Annotated in this window: 12 protein-coding genes and 3 pseudogenes; 10 read left to right on the top strand and 5 right to left on the bottom strand. The window is 58.7% G+C overall.

All coding sequences use genetic code 11. From position 1 onward, the window contains the following. The 3 genes from AWB78_RS20870 to AWB78_RS20855 all read right to left on the bottom strand — a co-directional run bounded on the left by AWB78_RS20870 (position 1) and on the right by AWB78_RS20855 (position 4,748). Positions 1-1,518 (bottom strand): ATPase domain-containing protein, encoded by a 1,518-nt coding sequence (locus AWB78_RS20870; protein ID WP_062607695.1) that lies wholly within the window; start codon positions 1,516-1,518, stop codon positions 1-3. Positions 1,519-2,092: 574 nt separating this feature from the next. Next, positions 2,093-2,476 carry a hypothetical protein gene (locus AWB78_RS20865; protein ID WP_062607693.1) on the bottom strand — a complete coding sequence of 128 codons (384 nt, stop codon included), beginning with the start codon at positions 2,474-2,476 and terminating at the stop codon, positions 2,093-2,095. Between the two features lie 1,363 nt (positions 2,477-3,839). After that, entirely contained in the window at positions 3,840-4,748 is a 909-nt protein-coding gene (locus AWB78_RS20855) for a LysR family transcriptional regulator (protein WP_062607688.1), read from the bottom strand. Between the two features lie 104 nt (positions 4,749-4,852). Between AWB78_RS20855 and AWB78_RS20850 the strand changes: the two genes are divergently transcribed. The 5 genes and pseudogenes from AWB78_RS20850 to AWB78_RS20835 all read left to right on the top strand — a co-directional run bounded on the left by AWB78_RS20850 (position 4,853) and on the right by AWB78_RS20835 (position 11,489). Continuing rightward, positions 4,853-5,659 carry a phytanoyl-CoA dioxygenase family protein gene (locus AWB78_RS20850; protein WP_062607687.1) on the top strand — a complete coding sequence of 269 codons (807 nt, stop codon included), beginning with the start codon at positions 4,853-4,855 and terminating at the stop codon, positions 5,657-5,659. 228 nt (positions 5,660-5,887) lie between these two features. After that, positions 5,888-8,938 (top strand): D-2-hydroxyglutarate dehydrogenase YdiJ, encoded by a 3,051-nt coding sequence (gene ydiJ / locus AWB78_RS20845; protein ID WP_062607685.1) that lies wholly within the window; start codon positions 5,888-5,890, stop codon positions 8,936-8,938. A 123-nt stretch (positions 8,939-9,061) separates the two neighbouring features. Then, a pseudogene (locus tag AWB78_RS45315) lies at positions 9,062-9,842 on the top strand (MFS transporter); the annotation flags it as partial. After that, positions 9,833-10,509 (top strand): annotated as a pseudogene (locus tag AWB78_RS45310) (aldehyde dehydrogenase family protein); the annotation flags it as partial. The pseudogenes AWB78_RS45315 and AWB78_RS45310, both read left to right, overlap by 10 nt. Positions 10,510-11,048: 539 nt before the next feature. Continuing rightward, positions 11,049-11,489 carry an ester cyclase gene (locus tag AWB78_RS20835; protein WP_062607681.1) on the top strand — a complete coding sequence of 147 codons (441 nt, stop codon included), beginning with the start codon at positions 11,049-11,051 and terminating at the stop codon, positions 11,487-11,489. Positions 11,490-12,054: 565 nt separating this feature from the next. On the opposite strand, the pseudogene AWB78_RS48405 reads toward AWB78_RS20835, so the two are convergent. Both AWB78_RS48405 and AWB78_RS20825 read right to left on the bottom strand, forming a co-directional pair. After that, positions 12,055-12,195 (bottom strand): annotated as a pseudogene (locus AWB78_RS48405) (4-hydroxybenzoate 3-monooxygenase); the annotation flags it as partial. 4 nt (positions 12,196-12,199) lie between these two features. Next, positions 12,200-13,126: a LysR family transcriptional regulator gene (locus AWB78_RS20825; protein ID WP_062607825.1), complete on the bottom strand. Its 927-nt coding sequence runs from the start codon at positions 13,124-13,126 to the stop codon at positions 12,200-12,202. A gap of 298 nt (positions 13,127-13,424) precedes the next feature. Between AWB78_RS20825 and mdlC the strand changes: the two genes are divergently transcribed. The 5 genes from mdlC to AWB78_RS20800 all read left to right on the top strand — a co-directional run bounded on the left by mdlC (position 13,425) and on the right by AWB78_RS20800 (position 20,573). Then, complete coding sequence (gene mdlC / locus AWB78_RS20820; protein ID WP_062607678.1) at positions 13,425-15,038, top strand: benzoylformate decarboxylase; 1,614 nt, start codon at positions 13,425-13,427, stop codon at positions 15,036-15,038. A 40-nt stretch (positions 15,039-15,078) separates the two neighbouring features. Continuing rightward, a complete protein-coding gene (locus AWB78_RS20815; protein WP_062607676.1) occupies positions 15,079-16,530 on the top strand; it encodes an aldehyde dehydrogenase in 1,452 nt (483 codons plus the stop codon). Between the two features lie 73 nt (positions 16,531-16,603). Beyond that, positions 16,604-17,539, top strand: coding sequence for a ketopantoate reductase family protein (locus AWB78_RS20810; RefSeq protein WP_062607823.1), 936 nt, complete (start codon positions 16,604-16,606; stop codon positions 17,537-17,539). Positions 17,540-17,727: 188 nt separating this feature from the next. Next, positions 17,728-19,104: an MFS transporter gene (locus tag AWB78_RS20805; protein WP_062607674.1), complete on the top strand. Its 1,377-nt coding sequence runs from the start codon at positions 17,728-17,730 to the stop codon at positions 19,102-19,104. A gap of 359 nt (positions 19,105-19,463) precedes the next feature. Further along, positions 19,464-20,573 (top strand): alpha-hydroxy-acid oxidizing protein, encoded by a 1,110-nt coding sequence (locus AWB78_RS20800; protein ID WP_062607671.1) that lies wholly within the window; start codon positions 19,464-19,466, stop codon positions 20,571-20,573. Positions 20,574-20,596: the final 23 nt, after the last annotated feature.

The raw sequence follows: 20,596 nt of genomic DNA, 5'->3' as shown, positions 1-20,596 counted from the left end.
CTAGTCGGAGGAGGGGTTCTTTTTGCCGTTCGAAGGGGGCAGCATAGCCGTCTCCCCCTGGTACCTGGGAAGACCGCCCAGAACGCCTTCGAAATCACGCAACGCTTCGCCGACGATTAGGCCGCGGCTGCCGAGCTGGAACTGGCGGATCGAGCGCTCGTGCCCACTCGCACGACTTTTGACCGCGGTCACCGCGGTGAGGACTTCACCCCGACGCTCAAAGTAGCGGAACAGTACGACCACATCGCTGAGATAGCTAATATCAATGTCGCTCTGAATCTCGCCGATGACACCATGCTGCCCCAAGACCAGCATGGTGATGATGCCGCGCTGATTAAGATAGGTGAGCAACTCATGCATCTGCAACAGCAGATAGCGTTCTCCAGGCATGGCTTGCAAGAACGCGTTAAGACTATCGATGGCGACAAAGCGTGCGTTGTCCTGCTCGACGCTGCGACGCACATCGCTGGCAAACTCGCCGGGCGAGATTTCGGCAGGGTCGACCTGGCGCAGAGTCAGTAACCCACTTTCCAGGTGGCGCCTGAGATCGATGCCGAGGTTGGTTGACCGCCGTAGCAACGTGGTTCGGGTCTCGTCAAAGAGGTAGTAGACGCAGGCTTCTCCGCGCTCGAGTGCAGCCAGCAGACACGAGGTGACGGTGGTCGTTTTACCGACTCCAGATGGGCCGATGAACAGCGTGTTCGTGCCTGGAACAAGGCCGCCGCCAATGAGTGCATCGAGTCCTGGTGTCCCAGTGCTCAATGCATTGGCCGAATAGTCACTGTGATGCTCCGCGGCGACGAGGCGGGGATAGACCTTGATGCCCCCCGTTTCAAGCGTCATGTCGTGGTAACCCTCGCGAAACTTAATGCCGCGCATCTTGGCAATGCGCAGCCGCCTGCGTTCGCCGCCATAGTCGTGTACCAAATTGTCGAGGCTGATCACGCCGTGCGCGATGCTATGCAACTGGAGATCGCCAGGTTCCGAGGTGTTGTCATCAAGCAGCATCACCGTGCAGGCACGGGTCGCGAAATGGCGCTTCAACGCAAGGATCTGACGCCGGTATCGCAGCGGGTTCTGCGACAACATTCGGAGTTCGGACAGGCTGTCAAAGACGAGGCGGACCGGCTTCAGGTCGTCGACCCGCGCGATGACGTCACGGACGGTTTCGCCCAATTCGACTTCCGCGGAATGTAAGATCGTTTGTTCGTAACGAGGATCGAGGCCCTCATCCGTGAGTAGTTCAATGATCGTGATGTGGGCGGTGTCCCAGCCGTGACTTTCAGCGACGGCCTCGAGTTCGGCCTTCGTCTCCGATAAGGTCACGTACAACCCTGGCTCTCCGACTTCAGCACCCTTGAGTAAGAACTGCATGGCCAAGGTGGTTTTGCCTGCACCTGGGGCGCCTTCAAGAAGATACATGCGGTGCGGCGTCAACCCGCCGCCCAGGATGTCGTCCAGGCCGTCGACGCCCGATGAGATACGGCCCGGATTTGGCTGATCGATTATCGCTGACATATGTTTCAAGTGTGGTGGCTGTACCGCCGGCCGCTAGGGCATGCAAAAACTGGGCCACGCTGGCGTCCGCGTGCGACCGGGTTGCGGTGTGTCGGTTCTCGCGGCACCCTCACCACGGGCGCGGGCAGCACGGGTAAGGGAATAAGCGCCGGCACGGCTGGTCGGTAATGTCCTGATGCCGCGGGCGAGCAGGGTCGAATTTTTCGTTCGGCGTCATTGCGCCGGGGCTGGGGCGTCATGCGACTAGGCCTCAGTATCGTCATACGAGTGGAATTTCCGGTCCTGCGCGCCGAGTGCGCCGTCCCATTTTCGCGATTCGGGCGCGGCTAATAAGGCCGCCGGAGCCGGCACTAGGCGTGCATCCCGCGTAAATAAGCTCAGACGCTTCCACGGCACGCGCGACTGCACGCCGTGTTGCCGCGCTCGCGGACAGGCGATGCTCGATGGCAACCGGACAACCGCGAGACGCGGCGTGTTCCACGTGCTCGATCGGTGCAACTGAGGCCAGCTAGCCGGCTGCACCGTAAGGCCGCCGCCGGTTGCCATTGCTGTTCGGGCTACGGTGGCCCTGACATCACTGTATCGGTGGCACGGCACCGACCTTTTCCGCAAGCATCCGCTCATACACACCAAAGTGCAGGTCGACCTCTTCCTGGGCCACGATCCGGACAAATAAATTGACCTGATCCGGCACAAGGCCCATCACTGTTGCGAGAGCGGCCTCCAGTTGCGGCGCACAGATCCGATCCTCCGCTACAGTAGAGCCGACGGTTATGTCGTAGGTCTTCTCTTGCCGGAAGACGATGTCGACGACGCGCGCCCGCGCACTCATATTGTTGTCGACCGCGGTCCGCGTCACTTCAGCGAGTTGGTGCATGACTTCGGTCGGGAAGCCTTTGGCCGAGCGCAGCCGGATGCGGTGCTTGCCAAGCGTACGCCAATCGGTATCGAATTCCACGATGTCCTCCCAATCGATCTATTTGCTCGGGACGATATGGGCAAAGCGACAATTTTCAAGCCGCAGTTGGACCGGAAGAACGAACACCAGCGGTCAGGCGATGTCATGAGCGACGACATCGTCCCCGGAACGGAACCATGGCGCTGTGAACCTGTCACGACGGCGTCGACGCCCGTCGCCGCCCGTCGCCGACGAGCCGTGGGTTCATGGCTCCATTGGCGGTGCAGTGGAATGAGGGCCGCGTAAGGAATGCGTTTGTGGCGGCGCACTGTGTTCGACCTCAGTTCGCTGTCGTTCGTCTTCACGGACGTACGACGGGAGTCGTGTTGTCGCGTGCGGCGGCGCTGCTGAGCCCCGTCAGTCCATCGCGGTGCCTTGAAAGTTTCGGAGAGATTTAGTACGTTATTTTTAGCTCGGCAGTGTGTCCGCCGCCCAACCGGTCGCACGCTGCGTGTTTCGATTTGTTTGCTGGCAGCATCGCAGGCGAACTGGAGCGCGCAAGCCCGTTCTCTTCCTTGCTGCGTCGAAGGAGAAAACGATGAGCAAGCTTTTTTTGCCCTCGGCTTCGTTTGGTCTGGTCGAGCATTTCCATCGCAAGAGCCACGTGCTTTCCAGCCTACTCTGGTTGCTCGTTCGGAGCGCTCGTCGCATGCGTCACGGGCGCTTCCACGCCTCGAGACTCCGCCAGTTTCCCCTCCTGTCGGAGGGCAGTAGCGCAACGCCGTTGGGCGTGCAGGCAATTGTGCGATGCACGCCCCATGTCGTTGTCTAGGTGCATGCGCGACTTTCAGGTGCCACGATAATGCCGCCCGCCAACACGCTTTGAATTGAAGAGAGCGATGGATAGGGGAGCTGCCAGTGGATCGTTTGAAAACCTGACATAAAGGAATCTGACGTCGTTACGTAGGGTTACTACATTTCACGTTAATGGACGTTGCGAGAAGCGAGTTACTGATGATCCGCGGTGGCTCGTCGATGAATCGACGCGCCATGCGGCGGACCCGACCTGACCTGACCGAGTTCGGGCCATGTGCAGTCGTTGGTTTCCACGGCATGAAAGGACAGTCGAACGGCGGCTTTGCACCGTATAGCTGTCCGTCACCCAGCTATTGTGATCAAGACATCTCCGTGCGCTGACTATATCCCCCGATAATTTGGCCGCGGTCCTCGCTGATGCGGATCGTGCCAAAGCGGGACATGACGTTGATTGAGCTGCTTCAGCGGCTTCGCACTGCCTTCTAACGCGACCGGACAAGCAGTCAAATCAACGCTACATACGGCGGCCGCAAATCAAAGCAGTTGTGCTGACAGTTCAACCGGAAAAACTAACCTGTTCATCGCAATTGAAGTCGTACCGCTTGCCCTACTCGACCTGCGCTTTGCCCGGTGCGTGCGCGGCTATTTCGCACGCGAGTTGAACAAAAGAGCCTAGCGCAGCGGGCGGGTTGGGTTCCTTCCACGCGAGGTAGAGTTCGCTTTTCGCGTGCTGTTCGCGCAGCGGACGATAAACGACGTTCTCCATGTGCGTTCGTTGAACCGACGCAGGTACGAGCGTCACACCAAACCCGGCGCTTACGAGGCCAAGGGACGCGTAGATCTGCCCCATTTCGAAGCTCGTGGAAGGAGAGAAGCCGGCCAGTGCGCACAACTGGTTGATGGTGGCGTGATAGTCCGGCGCGACATCTTTCCGGTAATTGATGACGCGCAGGCGCATACAGTCCTTGATGGAAATCTGCCGTTTCGCTGCGAGAGGGTTGTCCTTCGCGATGGCAACGTAAAACGGTTCCTGAAGCAACAAGACGCTGTTTAGTTGGGTTTCCGGCGGCAAAGAGCGAACGAAGGCCAGATCGACGTCCCCTCGATCCAGCGCATTGATCTGTTCCGCAGAGGAAAACCATCGAAGTTCGACTGTCACCGCGGGGTAACGCTGCTGGAATTCACGCAAGAGCGGCGGCAGCAGCGTGTACGCGATGTGCTCAAAGAACCCGACGGCCACCCGGCCGATTTCCCCTCTTGCTGCGCGTTGTGAATCCACGATCGCGGAGTTCGTGTCCGCCAGAATTCGCCTGGCCCGTTCTTCGAAAACCTGGCCCGCCGATGAAAGGAACACGCGTTTGCCCTGGCGCTCGAAAAGCGCCACGCCGAGTTCCGCTTCCAGTTCTCGTATCTGCCGGCTCAACGGCGGCTGGGCCATGTGCAGTTCCTCCGCCGCCTTCGTGAAGTTGAGTGTGCGTGCGACCGTGAGAAAGTAGCGAAGATGACGCAACTCCATTTGGGACCTTTTAGGTATCGATATGCAACTAATTATATCTTTTACATTGGACTCGACGGGTCTTAGGATCATGACATCACACCAACAAGTCAGGAGATGCCCTCATGAAACTTACCGCGTCGCAACTGGAAGCGTACGAGCGCGATGGATTCGTTGTTCTGCCGGAGCTTTTCTCGGAAGAAGAAGTCGAGCATATGAAGAGCGAGTTGCGCCGGATCCAGAAGATCGACACCGACCATCTCGTCCGTGAAAAAACGGGCGGCATCGCGAAGACGATCTACAAAGTTCACGATACAGAAAGTCCGACGGCATCGGCGGTCTTTCACTCCGCAGTGCGCTCCCCCAGATTGCTCGAGCCGGCACAACAACTGATCGACGATCCCGAACTCTACGTCTATCACACGAAGTGCAATCTGAAGACGGCTATCGACGGCTCCGTCTGGCAATGGCATCAGGACTTCGGCACCTGGCACATCGACGGCGTGAAAGAACCGCAGATGACAACCGCGTTGGTCATGCTCGACGAGCCGACCGAAATGGGCGGATGTCTCTACTTCATCCCGGGAAGCCACAAGCTTGGTTCACTCGATCCGACCTTCGATGAGGCAACCGGTTACCGCTTCTACGTTGTACCCAAGCCGACGATGCTCGATATTTTGTCCAGTCATCCCAAGGCCGTGCCTATCATCGGCCGCCCGGGAACAGTCGTGTTCTTCGACGCCAACATCGTGCATGCCTCGGGTCACAACCTCTCCGGTGACGATCGATGGCAGGCCTATGTCGTCTACAACCAGGTGAAGAACAAGCCTGAACAGGTCGAGCAGCCGCGACCGGATTATGTGCGCTCGACCAATTTTGTTCCTATCGAGGTTGGCTCAGACGAGATTCTCGACAGAGTTGAGATCGGCTGAACTTGCGCGCGCGTCGCTCGCCGGGACGCATGTACCTGGCGAGCAGCGGCAAGTCGCATCAACAGGGTAAGCCTTGTCTCCTGAATGTCGGGCGGCCGACGCGTGACCTCGCGTCTTCTCTCCGAATGCGGCCATCACGACGACGCGTCAGGCCTGCTGCTCTGATGGACGCAGGTGAAGCAATACGTACGCAGAGTGCCGCGCAATGACGCATGAAAGGTAAGCGACATGAAGGTCATAAAGATAAAACTAGAAGAAGCACGAGACACTACTTCCGAAGCAGCGTTTCTCGAAGCTCTGCGGGTTGCGGGACTGGAGGGCGAGATCGACGTCAGCCATGCGACGCGCACGGTGCTCGCAACGGACAATTCGATCTATCAGCGCAGACCGACGGCTGCGATTTTCCCTCGCAACGCCGCTGACGTTGAGCGCATCGCGCGGCTGCTCGCCGAGGAGCGATTTCGACGCGTCGTGGTATCGCCCCGAGGCGGTGGCACCGGCACCAACGGCCAGTCATTGACCGACGGTATCGTCGTCGACCTGTCCCGCCACATGAACCGCATCATTGAAATCGATCCGATTAAACGCACGGCAAGGGTTCAGGCAGGCGTCGTCAAGGATCAATTGAATGCGGCTCTCAAACCGCACGGATTGTTCTTTGCTCCGGAGCTGTCCACGTCGAATCGCGCCACAATTGGCGGAATGATCAGCACGGACGCCAGCGGACAAGGCAGCTGCACGTATGGAAAAACGCGCGACCACGTCATCGCTCTGAAGAGCGTGTTGCTTGGAGGCGTTCCGCTCGTCTCCGAGCCGGTCGACGATTCTGCCCTGGAACAGCTTTGCGCACGGACGGATATTGTCGGACGGGCCTACAAAACTGCCCGCGAGATTTCCGACAACCAGGCTGAACTCATACGAGACACTTTCCCGCCGCTTAATCGCTGCCTGACGGGCTACGATCTCGCGCATCTTCGCGAACGTGACGGAAGGCTGAACCTGAACAGCCTGATTTGCGGCGCGGAGGGTACGCTCGGCTTCGTTGTAGAGGCGACATTGAACGTGTTGCCGATACCGCTTCATTCGGCGCTGGTGAACATCCAGTATGAAGGATTCATGGGTGCGCTGAGGGATGCGCGCGCTCTGATGGAACATCGACCGCTGTCCATCGAGACGGTGGACTCCACGGTACTCGCGCTAGCCCGCGATGACGTTGTCTGGACTTCGATATCCGAGTTCTTCCCGGACTATAACGACGAGCGAAGCGCGCAAGGTATCAACCTCGTTGAATTCAGCGCCGATGATCTCGGTCAGCTGCAAAGCCGTGTCGCTGAATTTGTCGAGCACATCTGCACGGACCAGAGCGTTCGGCGTCTCGGCCACACGATCGCCTGGGGACATGTGGCGGTCAACCGTGTTTATTCAATGCGAAAGCGCGCAGTTGGCCTTCTTGGCAACGTACGCGGTAGAAGGCGGCCGCAGCCGTTTGTCGAGGACACGGCTGTCCCTCCGGAGCAGCTTGCGGAGTACATCGCAGAGTTTCGCGCGTTGCTCGATTCCCATGATTTGAAGTATGGGATGTTCGGCCATGTCGACGCCGGCGTGCTGCACGTGCGCCCTGCGCTCGATCTGAGAGACCCCGATGATGCTGCCTTGATCAGGCCCATCTCGGATGCCGTGTCGGAGCTCACCATGAAGTACGGCGGACTTCTTTGGGGCGAGCACGGGAAGGGTGTGCGCTCGGAGTATGCACCGGCCTTCTTCGGGCGCCTTTACCCCTCCTTGCAGCGAATCAAGGCAGCGTTTGACCCGTTTAACCAGCTCAATCCGGGAAAAATCGCCGTACCTGAAGGCGTCGATAGCACGCTTCTCAAGATTGATGCCATCACCTTGTCAGGTGAGCTAAATCGTGAGATCAGCGACGCCGTATGGGAAGCGAACAGTGACGCAGTTCAATGTAATGGAAATGGCGCTTGCTTCAATTTCGATCCGGACGATTCGATGTGTCCGTCATGGAAAGCGACACGTCAACGCATTCATTCGCCGAAAGGCCGTGCGTCGTTGATGCGTGAGTGGTTACGTCTGCAGGTAGCGGCGGGTACCGACGTGATCGCACGACCGCGTGCAATGCGCTTACCCGTACGTTTCTTGAATTCCCTGCGTCGCGGTCGAAACAAAGATGATTTTTCGCACGAGGTGTATGAGGCGATGAGCGGCTGCCTCGCGTGCAAATCTTGCGTCGCTCAGTGTCCTGTCAAGGTGAACGTGCCGGAGTTCCGATCACGATTCCTGGAGCATTACCACACGCGATATCTTCGCCCGGCTCGGGACTACATGATTGCTTCTCTCGAATACACGATTCCACGGCTGGTTTCCGTGCCCGGGGGGCGACAGTTTTACAACGGCGTTGTGGAAAGCCGGTTCGCGCGACTATTGCTCAAGCACGTTGTTGGAGTGGTCGACACACCGAGTATCGCCCAGAGCGAAGTCAGGAAAGCGACCCGGTGCGCTATAGCGACGCCTGAGATTCTGATGCGCATGGACGCAAGCGAACGCAAGCGTTGCGTGGTCATTGTTCGCGACACTTTCACGCGTTTCTTTAGTGGCGACGTCGAAACTGCTTTTGTCGAACTCGCGGAATCTTTGGGATTTCACGTCCTTTTTGCACCCTTTCATCCGAATGGTAAGCCGCTTCACGTTCTGGGCTTTCTGACACCATTTGTGCGAGCCGCACGTAAGAACGCCCAGACGCTCCTCGATATTGCTAATACGGGTGTCACGTTGGTTGGAGTCGACCCGGCCATGACGCTGACGTATCGCCAGGAATATTCCAAGGTACTCGGGAGCGAAAACGTCCCGAATGTGTTGCTGCCACAAGAGTGGCTCGCGGCTGCGATCACTTCGTCACACACGCCTAATGAGATACGCAAGTCGTTCAAGTTACTAGCTCATTGCACGGAGAAGACGAATGCCGCGCAAGCTACGGCGCTTTGGAAAGCGGTCTTTGCCGCGGCAGGTCTGGACTTGGCGATGCCATCGACGGGGTGCTGCGGGATGTCCGGCACTTACGGTCATGAAGCGAGGAACCTGGCTACATCGACCGACATTTTCACGCTGTCGTGGGCGCACCAGATTCCGGAGTCTGCTTACCCGACCATCAACGAAGAAAGCCCGGAGGTCCTGGCGACAGGCTATTCCTGTCGCTGTCAGGTCAAGCGTCTGCGGGGACAGACGCTTCGTCATCCCGTGCAGGTGCTCGCGGATATCTACCGCCGATAGTCGTTAGATGTAACTCCGGTCGTAGCGCTGTTCAATACAACAACTAATACTTATTTCCGAGAATATAAGGAGACGGAATGATCGAGAAAGTCCAATAAATTAAAGGGTGTACAGGTAGCATCAATAGCGCTTCTGACGCTGGCCGGGATTGTCAACTATCTCGATCGGAGCACGTTGTCTATCGCGAACCATTCCGTCAGCAGTGAACTCGCGTTCTGTCTGCCTTTTCGTTCACTTACGCCTTTGCGCAACTGCCGGTCGGGGTGCTTCTCGACAAATTTGGTTCGCGAGTGATGCTCGGACTTGGAATGTTCGTCTGGTCCGCCGCTCAGTCTAGCGGAGGGCTCATAACAAGCCTTTCAGTTGATCATTGCGCGCATCGCGCTCGGAGTAGGTGAATCGCCGAACTCTGGTACTTGATCTATCGTGACGGGAAAAGCGTAAAGCTCTCGGATGGAGAAACTGCCTATCTGAACGAAGGTGCGAGCGATGCTAAGGTCGAGCGCAAGATGACCATGTCGGAATGGCGCAATCTGTTTCCGACGCGTACCACCTGGGGCATGATTCTCGGCAATACGGGCATCATCTATATGCTGTGGCTCTATCGACATGGCTGCCTGCGTATCTCGAGCGCGAGCGTCATTTGTCGCTCGCCAGCACCGGATGGTTGGTGTCGACCCCCTGTCTTTTCGGCACGATCGGCATGCTATCGAGCGGCTTCGTCGCTGATGCGTTGCAGGCCCGCGGTGTCGCGCCGATTCGCAGTCGAAAATGGCCTATCTGTGTTGGTCTGATCGGCGGGGCTGTATTCACGGTTCCCGCCGCGTTCACCCCGAATCTGACACTTGCCATCTTCTATCTCAGCGTAGTGATGTTCTTTGTCCAGATGGCATGTGGTGCTTCCCGATCGCAATACCGGCCTGGAAGATCGCACCGGCTCTTGCGTACGGGAATTGTGTCGTGATCAAGCCAGCAGAACTGGTGCCGGGATGTGCGTGGGAACTCGTGAAAATCCTGTCTGACGCCGGGGTGCCGCCTGGTGTCGTCAACCTGCTGATGGGACCCGGTGCGGCCGTGGGTGAAGCGCTCGTGCGGTCTTCCAACGTCGATGCAATCAGCTTCACGGGCTCGGCGATGACGGGTCAGACTGTCGCCGAAAAATGCGTGTCGAGCGGAAAAAAGGTCCAGCTAGAAATGGGGGGAAGAATCCGATGGCCGTGCTCGACGACGCCGATATGGACGTCGCGGTCGATGCCTGCATCAACGGATCTTTCTATTCGACTGGACAGCGTTGCACTGCATCGAGTCGTCTGATCGTCGGTCGCGGCATTCATGACTCGTTCGTCGAAGCAATGCATGCACGCATGAGAGTGCTGAAGGTAGGCAACCCTTTGGATTCGCAGACGCAAATAGGGCCGGTCGTCGATTCGAGGCAGCTCGGCGGTCGCAAAAAGTCCAGCTACGGAGCGAGAGAACAGGGCAGCTATGCGCAAGAGTTCTTCACGACGGTGAAGACCGCTTACATCGCGGCGGGTATCGTGTTACCTAGGTTCCCTCGCCCCATTGTTTGATGTGCACTATTTAATGCGAACAGCCGAGGCTCCTCAAAGTTGAAACATTCGGATCATTGGCGAGTATTGCGGTGTCGAAGATGAATAGCCTCGGTCTTCCGCAGCACTTGGAAGGCCGGTTCAACAGTCGGAGCGACGTGACCAGTCTTTCGACGTCCGGATCTGAACGTGTCGATCGATGCGCCAAGCAGTATGACCGTAGTGACCCAAGAAGGGACGGCGAAGACAGCGGCAGTTGAAAGGCAGATGCGGGTCGGGTAGCGAAGTTCGCGTCGCGTTCTCGGCGGCTAGCAGCACTTGGCTTGCGAACTTCTCTTCCGGCCTGTTGATAGGCGCGCAAAACTGACCCCCTTCTCACGCGTTTCGTTCGCGCGGCAGGCCGACGCGTGCCGCAGCTCCCGTCGACATCCGGAAGGCGCTCGCACTTCGAGACGCCTTGCACGCGCATGTCGCGAGGTACGGCGTCGCGCTCGGAACACTACGGGACGGCACAAGTCACATTGCGCTAAAGTGTTTCCACTCGTCCCCCAGGAGGCACCATGCCGACGACACCGATTGCAAGCAGCACCGCGTGTAAGGCCGTCGAGCGCATCTACCGAGCGTTCGCCGCGCACGACGTCGCGTTGCTGCGCGAAGCTGTCACACCAGACTGGGAATACGTTCCCGAGCCGCCCGGCCAGAAGCCCGGCCCCGATCAGATGATCGCCATCTTTGCCGACATGGCCACCGCGCTGCCGGACATGCGCATTGAGATTCTGGATATGCTAGTGCAGGACGACCGCGTGGGCGTGCGCGCCGAAGTAAGCGGCACGCAGTCCGGCCCGCTGATGGGCATCGCCCCGACCAGCAAGCCTGTGCGTTTCGCGATCCATTCGTTTCATCAGGTGCGCGACGGCCGCATCGCGAAGACGTGGCATCTCGAAGACTGGCTGAGCGTGTTTCGCCAACTTGGCGAGATGCCGCGCAGTGCCGGGCGCTGAGCCTTCGAATGCGGGGACATGTCCGCCTCAAAGGTCGACGAGCCGCGCGTCGCGCCTTTCGAGCGCGTGCACCAGGTCGTGGTGAGCCGGGGCCATCGCTTTCGAAGGAATCGGAGGACAGCGATTCCCGCTCGCGCGCCGCGCTGCACGTCGGCCACAAATGCGCCTCGCCGTAAGGTGCGGTGCATCTGAACGGTGCGTGGCGAGCAAGCGCGAAGGGATCGGGAGGACGTTCGCCGCGGTTCGACCAGTTCCGGCCGCTCGTAGAGATTCGTCTGCGGCCGTTGGAACGACCGCGTCTCCCGAAAAACGGACAAAACTGGCTGGTCTTGGCTCGGCGAGACGCTTCGATTTGCCTCTCTGTCGTTTAGACCGATGGCGAATTGTTTCCATGACTTCGCCTCACTCCAGTTATGGTCGGCTTCGCGCCGAACGCGCCGTCTTAAATGCATCAGACCGCTACGCACCCTACATAATTCTAAGCAGCGACATAGCCGCGGAGCGCGACGTTGCCACGTGTTCGAGTTCCGCGACCTGCCGGCGTTGTTTCTTCGAAGGGTGACGTCGGATCGCACTGGAAAAACATGCGCTGCACGCCCGGCGAGCGCATGCTGATGAGCGCGAAGCCCCGATCGTGCCGAGCATAGATGATCTCGTCGGAAGAAGGCGGCGCTTCGACTAGAATGCCGAACCAGCCCAACGGATATGGCTTATCGCGTGGTCTGCAACGCCATGCCGCGCTCGGTCAAACTTCTGAGTTCTTCGAGTAGACGCGCGGCTGGACGTGGCAGTATCCCGTTGCGGCGCTGAAACGCAGTCAGTGTTCTGGCCGCGCTAATGCCCGGAATAGGCAGAGTCCCCATGATCCCTGCCTTGCTTTCAGAGTCGTACATCGGTTCGGGCATCCAGCTCAGAAACGAGCATTCGGCTACCAGACTTTTGAGCACGGTCACCGACCGCGTCCGGACAGCAATATCCGGCATGTCGAGGTTGCGAGAGAGGAATGTCTCTCGCATATGTTCGTAAGGGGCTGTACCTTTGGGAGGGATGGCCCACCGCGCAGTCAAAGTGTCGGCGAGAGTGAGCTTAGGTTTCTTGCGCAATGGATGGCTGAAAGCTGCAACCACAAAGCTGTTGTCCTCCCATCGGCAGTCAGGCACGGCCACGATCTCGTCGCTGTCATTGGTAGCCGTACTTAGAGCGAGGTCGATCTCGTAATTGATGAGCCCCTCAGCGAGGCGGTCCCACACGCCTTCGATGATTTCGACGTGTAAGTTGCCCCATTTCCCCAAGACACGATCGACGGCCAAAGGAAGGAAGTGAGCAGCGAGACTGCCTACTGCTCCCACCTTGATCGTTCCTTTGGCGAGTCCGCGCATCGCGTCAATCTCTTCGCGCGCATTTTCCGCCTCGCGCAATAGAAGCTGAGCATGCGGCAGCAAGGCAGCGCCAATATCCGTCAACTGCATACCTTTCACGTGCCGCTCAAAGAGCGACGCGCCCACATCTTCCTCCAGGCGCTTGATAGTTCGACTTAGTGCTGGCTGAGTCACATTGAGCAATGCCGCGGCCCTTCCGAGACTACCGGACGACACGATAGTCGTAAAAGCATGCAATTGATGGAGGTGGAAGCTCATGAGTTCGCAGTAGGTCAACTCGATGCCGGCAAGCGTCGGACGGCGGAACGCGCTACGGCGCATCTCGGGATGTTCCCTAGGGACACTGGCCTGCAGTACCGGCCATAAACAGCAAATGGACCATTAAAACCCTGAAGAAACAGCCGCTTACATAAACGTATGATATTTTCCACATGCCCCGACCCTTAACCTTAAGGTAAATGGTTTCGCGCAAAAAAGCAATATTCAAGCAAGTCTCAGAATCTCATACTCGTTTTACCGAAGAGCAGAAACGCTCTTGAACCAAAAAGGAATTGCAATGACAGGCAGCGACAAACAAGGCGAAGGAAGCAGTCCGTCGACACAAGCCAGCGTTAGGGACGTCGTCATCAAGCTTGTGCGTGAACTGGGAATGAGGTCGATCTTTGCTAACCCGGGATCGACGGAGCTCCCAATGTTTCGGGACTTCCCTGCCGACTTCCGATACGTCTTGGGCTTACAAGAAGCGGCAGTCGTCGGGATGGCCGATGGCTATGCGCAAGCGACCGGAAACGCAGCGTTAGTGAACCTCCACTCTGCGGCCGGCGTCGGCAACGCGATGGGCAATATCTTCACGGCATTCAAGAATCAGACGCCGCTTGTTATTACGGCGGGTCAACAAGCCCGTTCGATCTTGCCCTTCGACCCGTTCCTTTCCGCCGCACAGGCAGTCGAGTTGCCCAAGCCGTACGTGAAGTGGGCGATTGAGCCCGCGCGTGCGCAAGACGTGCCGCGCGCGCTGGAGCGCGCGTATCACGTTGCAATGCAGGAGCCACGTGGGCCTGTCTTCGTTTCAATTCCCGTGGATGACTGGGACCAGCCTGCAGAGTTTCATGAGCGCGCCACGGTCAGCAACTCGGTCCGTCCTGACCCAGAGGCATTGGCGAAACTCGGCGCGGCGCTGGACGCATCGAGAACGCCTGCTCTCGTGGTGGGCGCGGGAGTCGACCGGGCTGGCGCATGGAAGGAAGTTGTTCAACTGGCCGAGAGACATAACGCACGCGTGTTTGTCGCACCGATGAGCGCTCGCTGTTCGTTCCCCGAGGACCACCGGCTTTTCGCGGGATTTCTACCCGCGATGCGTGAAAAGATCGTCTCGCTGCTCGATGGGCATGACGTCGTTTTTGTCCTTGGCGCGCCTGCTTTTTCGTATCACGTCGAAGGTACAGGCCCGCACGTGCCTCCGGGCACGGCCCCTTATCAACTCGTCGACGACCCCAATGTCGCGGCGTGGACGCCCGCGGGGGCCGCGGTGGTCGGTAACGTCCGCCTCGGCGTGCTTGACTTGCTGGCGCGTGCGGCTCCGGACACGCGTCCTTTGCCTGAGCCTCGGCCCAGGCCACCCCGTGCTGAGCCGTCGCCCGTGATGTCGGTCGCCTTCGCGCTGCAAACCCTGGCGGAGGTTCGCGACCCGAACGACGTTGTCATTGAAGAGGCGCCGAGTTCTCGCCCGGTCATGCAACGGTATCTGCCGTTCACAAAGAGCAATACGTTTTTCACGATGGCTAGCGGCGGCTTGGGGTACGGCATGCCTGCAGCGGTCGGCGTTGCGCTCGCTGTTCCCAACCGCAGAGTGATTGGACTGATCGGAGACGGCTCGAGCATGTACTCCATCCAGGCGATCTATAGCGCTGTGCAGATGCGTTTGCCAATCACGTTTGTCATTTTAAACAACCAGCGCTACGCCGCGCTTCAAGAGTTTGCGCCGGTGTTTGGATTCGCTTCCGGCGACCCGGTTCAGGGCACCGATCTTCCCGGTCTGGATTTCGTGTCGCTTGCCCAGGGCATGGGTTGTAAAGGTCTCCGTGTGACGGACGCCGCGGAGCTTGCAGAGAAGTTGAAGGAAGCCCTCGAGGCGGGCGAGCCGCGTCTTGTAGAGGTTGTGGTTGCCTGACGGACCTCGCTCAGGAAAAGAGAAACCTACGGCGGAGACTATGAAGACAATTTCGATGCTCATCAACGGAGCGCATGTCGGCGCGAGTAATGGCGCGACATTCCAACGCTCCAACCCCTTGGATCAGGACGTCGCAAGCGTGGCCCCTGCATGTACGCTGGACGACGTTCGTGATGCAGTGGATTCAGCTGCTGTCGCGTTTGCTCATTGGTCTCAACTGGGCCCGACGCAACGTCGTTCCTATCTCCTTAGCGCGGCGCAAGCACTCGAAGCGAAGGCGGATGCGTTTGCTTCCGCGATGGCGGCCGAAACGGGCGCTTCGCGCATCTGGGCTGACTTCAACGTGCGATTGGCCGCTGACGGTCTGCGGGAGGCAGCGTCACTGACCACGCAAATTTCAGGCGAAGTCATTCCGTCCGACGTACCCGGTAGCCTGGCCATGGCGGTTCGGCAACCGGCAGGCGTATGCCTCGGGATTGCGCCGTGGAATGCGCCTGTCATCCTTGGAGTCCGTGCGGTAGCCCTTCCACTCGCTTGCGGTAACACGGTGGTACTGAAGGGCTCGGAAATCTGCCCGGCGACGCACGCACTGATTGCGGAAGCCTTCATGGATGCACGGTTGCCTGCAGGCGTTGTCAACTTCGTCACGAACGCGCCTGCTGATGCCGGTCCGGTTGTCGAGGCGCTGATTTCGCATACGGCTATCCGACGTGTCAATTTCACGGGCTCGACAAAGGTCGGGAAAATTATTGCAGAAAGCTGTGCACGGCATCTCAAACCGTCTGTTCTCGAATTGGGCGGAAAAGCCCCGCTGATCGTGCTAGACGACGCCGACATAGGGGCAGCGGTCGATGCTGCAGCTTTCGGTGCCTTCGCCAATTCAGGACAAATCTGCATGTCCACCGAGCGCATCATCGTTGACCGCGCGATCGCCGACGAGTTTGTTCTTCAGCTTGGTGAAAAGGCTAAAACGCTGCCGCTCGGCGACCCTCGAAAGGGGCCGGTCGTGTTGGGCTCCGTTGTCGATATGGCGACGGTACAACGATGCAACGCTTTGATCGATGACGCCCTGCTCAAAGGCGCGACCCTGGTCTGCGGGGGAAGAGCAGACAGCACGCTTATGCCTGCAACGCTCGTCGATAACGTCGGACCGAACATGCGGATCTACAACGAAGAAACGTTTGGCCCTGTCAAGGCAATCGTGCGCGTCGACGGCGAAGAAGAAGCGATCCGATGCGCTAACGATAACGAATATGGTCTTGCTGCGGCCGTGTTCAGTCGCGATGTCGCGCGCGCGATGCGGGTAGCCGGCCGCATCCAATCCGGGATTTGCCACGTCAATGGGCCAACCGTCCACGACGAAGCGCAGATGCCCTTTGGAGGCGTCAAAGGTAGTGGCTTTGGCCACTTCGGTGGACACGCAGGCATTGCCGCGTTCACTGACCTCCGCTGGGTCACTGTGCAAACGTCGCCGCGACACTATCCGTTCTGAGTTACACCCCTGTCACCCTCGTCAACTCATTCGACAACCAGGTAAGACCGCAGCCGCGGTCGACATGTCAATTATGGAAATCGCCGTACTCGGTGCAGGAGCGATGGGGTCGTTGTTCGGCGGCTGCCTCGCTAAAGCCGGTCACGCAGTGACGCTGATCGACATCAATCAACCGCATTTGGAAGCTATCCATGCGAAGGGCCTTCGCCTGGAGATGGATGGCGATACTCGCGCCATCAGGAACATCAACGCGATACGACCCGAAGCTACGGATAAATCACCTGACTTGCTGTTGGTTTTCACGAAATCGATGCACACTCGCGCGGCCTTGTCTGGCATCGAGCATCTGCTCGGCGAGACAACCGCCGTGCTCACGCTGCAAAACGGACTCGGGAACGTCGAAGCGATTCGAGACTTCGTGCCGCTCTCTAACGTGCTTGTTGGAGTTACCACGTGGCCGGCGGACCTTGTCGGGCCTGGCTCGGTGAGCAGTCACGGTGAAGGGAAAATTCGGATGATGAGTGCCGACGGTGAACGCACTTCCAAAGTCAGTGCCGTCGCCGAGGCTCTCAATTCCGCCGGATTGAATTGTCAGGTCGACGACGACGTCTGGGAAGCTATCTGGGAAAAGGTCGCGTTCAACGCTGCGCTCAACAGCATCTGTGCGGTCACTGGGACGACGGTGGACCAGCTGGCATTATTGGATGACAGCAAGAACTTGGCGCTGGCCGTTGCCGCCGAGGTCATCTCAGTGGCGAATGCCGCCGGAGTTTGCGCGGATCTGAGCGTGTGCTCGGCAAACATCGTTCATGCGATTGAACAGCACCGCGGTCACAAGCCGTCGATGCTGCAAGACGTTCTAGCCGGGCGAAAGACCGAGATCGAAGGCATCAACGGCGCAGTCGTTGATGTGGCCCGCAAACTCAACGTGTCTGTTCCGCACACCGAGACATTGGCGAAACTCGTCAAGCTGATTGACGCGCGAAACGCATCAGCCGTTGCGGAGTAGATAGCCGCGGGCACGCCGACAGAAAACAACAAGCGTCCGCGTTCATGCATCAAAAGACGCGTCGATCAACTCGGCGCAGCGTACCTAGGAGACATCGTGATGAAGATATATTTTGCTATGCTCCCGCGCGACGTCGCGGACCCTGTTGCAATCGACAGACCATCGAATGCGTGCGCGGAGGTCAAGTAATGAATTCGCAGACCTTCAGCTCTTCAAAGACTGCTGACATCGGCAGTCTTCTCGACGACGGACCATTTACGCTCATTCAGAAGTTCGTCGTTTGCTTGGCCGCGCTGTCCATCATCATGGATGGCTTCGATGGCCAACTCATCGGTTACGCCATTCCCACTATCATCAAAGAATGGGGCATAACACGCAATGCGTTCGCGCCGGCCGTAGCGGCGGGTTTGGTTGGCATGGGCGTCGGGAGCGCTTGCGCTGGCTTGTTCGCCGACAGATTTGGCCGGCGCTGGGCGCTCATCGGTAGCGTCGTGGTGTTCGGCGCGGCAACCTGTGCCATCGGACTTGCCCAAAACATAACGATGATTGCCGCGCTTCGGTTTATCGCGGGCCTGGGCATCGGCGGAGCGCTTCCGAGTGCCACGACGATGACGGCAGAGTTCACCCCGGCACGTCGCCGCACGCTCGCCGTCACATCTACCATTGTTTGCGTGCCGCTTGGAGGCATGCTTGCTGGATTCTTCGCCGGTGCCGTCTTGCCGACCTTCGGTTGGCGTGGCTTGTTCTTCATCGGTGGCACGATCCCCTTGGCCCTTGGCATTCTTCTGTTTTTCGTGTTTCCGGAGTCTCCCCGCTTTCTCGCTCGCAAAGAACAGCGCTGGACCGAGTTGCGCACGCTCCTCGCGAAAATGTCGCGGCCCACTAGTGCGCAGACGATTTTCGTTGACGCCGCGGAGCAAAGGCTCGAGCAACGCGACGGCTTCGGGTCACTTTTTGAGCCGGGTCAGCGACGTAACACCATTGCTATCTGGGGTGCGTTTTTCATGTGCCTGCTCGCCGTCTATGCCGCCTTTAGCTGGCTACCGACCATGCTTGCATCCGAAGGTCTTCCCGCGGCACTTGCGGGTTCGGGCCTGACCGCATACAACCTGGGCGGCGTCTTCGGCGCACTCATCTGCGCCTTGGCCATCACGCGTTTTGGTTCGCGTTGGCCGCTCTTGGTGTGCTGCGCCGGAGGATGTGCGAGCGCTTTCTTCCTGCGAGGCGTTGACGTGGCAAGTCACACGAGCCTCTTGGTTATCGGTCTGGGCGTACACGGTCTCTTTGTCAACGCAGTTCAGTCGACGATGTACGCCTTGTGTGCGTATGTTTATCCGACCCGCGTGAGAGCAACCGGCCTCGCTTCGGCGCTCGCGTTTGGACGACTCGGTGCCATTCTCAGCGCATTCGCTGGCGCCATCGTCATCACCGTGGGCGGGGCGTCCCTTTATCTCGCGATGCTCGGAGCCGCAATGCTGTTGGTACTGATTTCGCTGTCGGCAGTCAAAAACCATATCCCGGCGCTTCGTCAGAAGCGGCTGGTCACTCAAGTCGTCACTGAGTAACGCGGGAACGGCGACTGGGATGGCCGGCGCTTTCTCGTTCCGCCTACCAGTCGCAAGCGCCGAGGCGTTAAGACGGCGCGGTCTGTCGCAACAGTTCAAAGCATTGCATAACCCGCGTCGTGGCTACCCCGTCGAACGACCTGAAGGCTCGTCGCGACTGGCACCGCCTGACTGGCTTCGATCTTGTTCCAAGATTGGCTTGCGTATCACGAGCTGATTCTCGCAATAAGTCGATGTGTTGCTGCCGGTCTAAACTGCGGCTGGTCTTCCTCGGGGGTTTGCGCTCGGCGGTCATGTGGGGAGCGATATGAAATTGCTTTCTTTCCCCGCTTTCCAGTTCAATCACGCAAGACGCAATCATGACAAGAGCATTTCCCGGTATCTTCTCCGTCGGTGACTATCGTTCCGAGGCTCGGCGTCGGTTACCAAGGATGGTATTCGACTATCTGGAAGGCGGGGCTGACGACGAGTCCGGCCTGAGGCACAATCGAGCGGCCTTTGATAGGTGGGAATTGCGCCCCCGGCGTCTTATCGATGTGAGCAAGCGGGTGCAGTCTACCGAGCTTCTGGGAAGACAAATTTCCTCGCCGCTTGTGATCGCGCCGACAGGTCTCAATAGTGCGTTTTGGCCCAACGGAGATCTTTCGCTTGCTCGCGCTGCGAGCAAGGCTGGCATTCCGTTCGCACTCTCTACCGCGTCGAATATGTCCATCGAAGAGGTATCAAGGGGAGCGGACGGAGACTTGTGGTTCCAGTTATACGTGGTGCACCGGAATTTGGCGAAGAGCTTGGTCAGCAGAGCGCGAGAGGCTAACTATTCGACGTTGATCCTGACCACGGACGTTGCGGTGAATGGGTTCCGGCAGCGTGATCTGCGAAATGGGTTCGCTATGCCATTCAAAGTCACTCCACGAGGCGCTCTCGATGGCATTTCACATCCCCGTTGGCTCTGGTCCTACCTAACGAATGGTATGCCGCAGTTGAAGAACTTCGCGACCGACCACGCGTCTGATACCGCCTGCCAGGCTGCGGCGCTGCGGCGGGAAATGGACGCGAGCTTCGGCTGGGACGACCTCCGTCGCTTGCGCGACGACTGGCCTGGGAAGCTGCTTGTCAAGGGCATAGTGACGGCTGAAGATGCCGAGCGATGCGTGGAAATCGGCGCGGACGGTGTCATAGTCTCGAATCATGGCGGACGACAGCTTGCGGATCTTCCTGCACCTATCGACGCATTGCCGAGCATTTCCGATGTAACTCCGACCACCGATCTCATTCTGGACAGTGGTATTCGCAGAGGGGCCGATGTGGTAAAGGCGGTCGCATTGGGTGCGACGGCCGTGATGCTCGGACGCGCCACCTTGTACGGGCTCTCCGCGAAGGGCGAGGCCGGTGTGTCTGATGTCGTCGCAATGATCGTAAGCCGTCCATCTTTGACGTCTGGCGGTGATCGACTGGAGCGAGGAGCATAGGTGTCCACCAATTTCGAGGTGGA

Origin of the sequence: Caballeronia calidae, assembly GCF_900044055.2 — a bacterium.
Classification (GTDB): domain Bacteria; phylum Pseudomonadota; class Gammaproteobacteria; order Burkholderiales; family Burkholderiaceae; genus Caballeronia; species Caballeronia calidae.
Note: the sequence above shows the minus strand (reverse complement) of the source record. Positions and strands in the feature narration are given on the sequence as shown.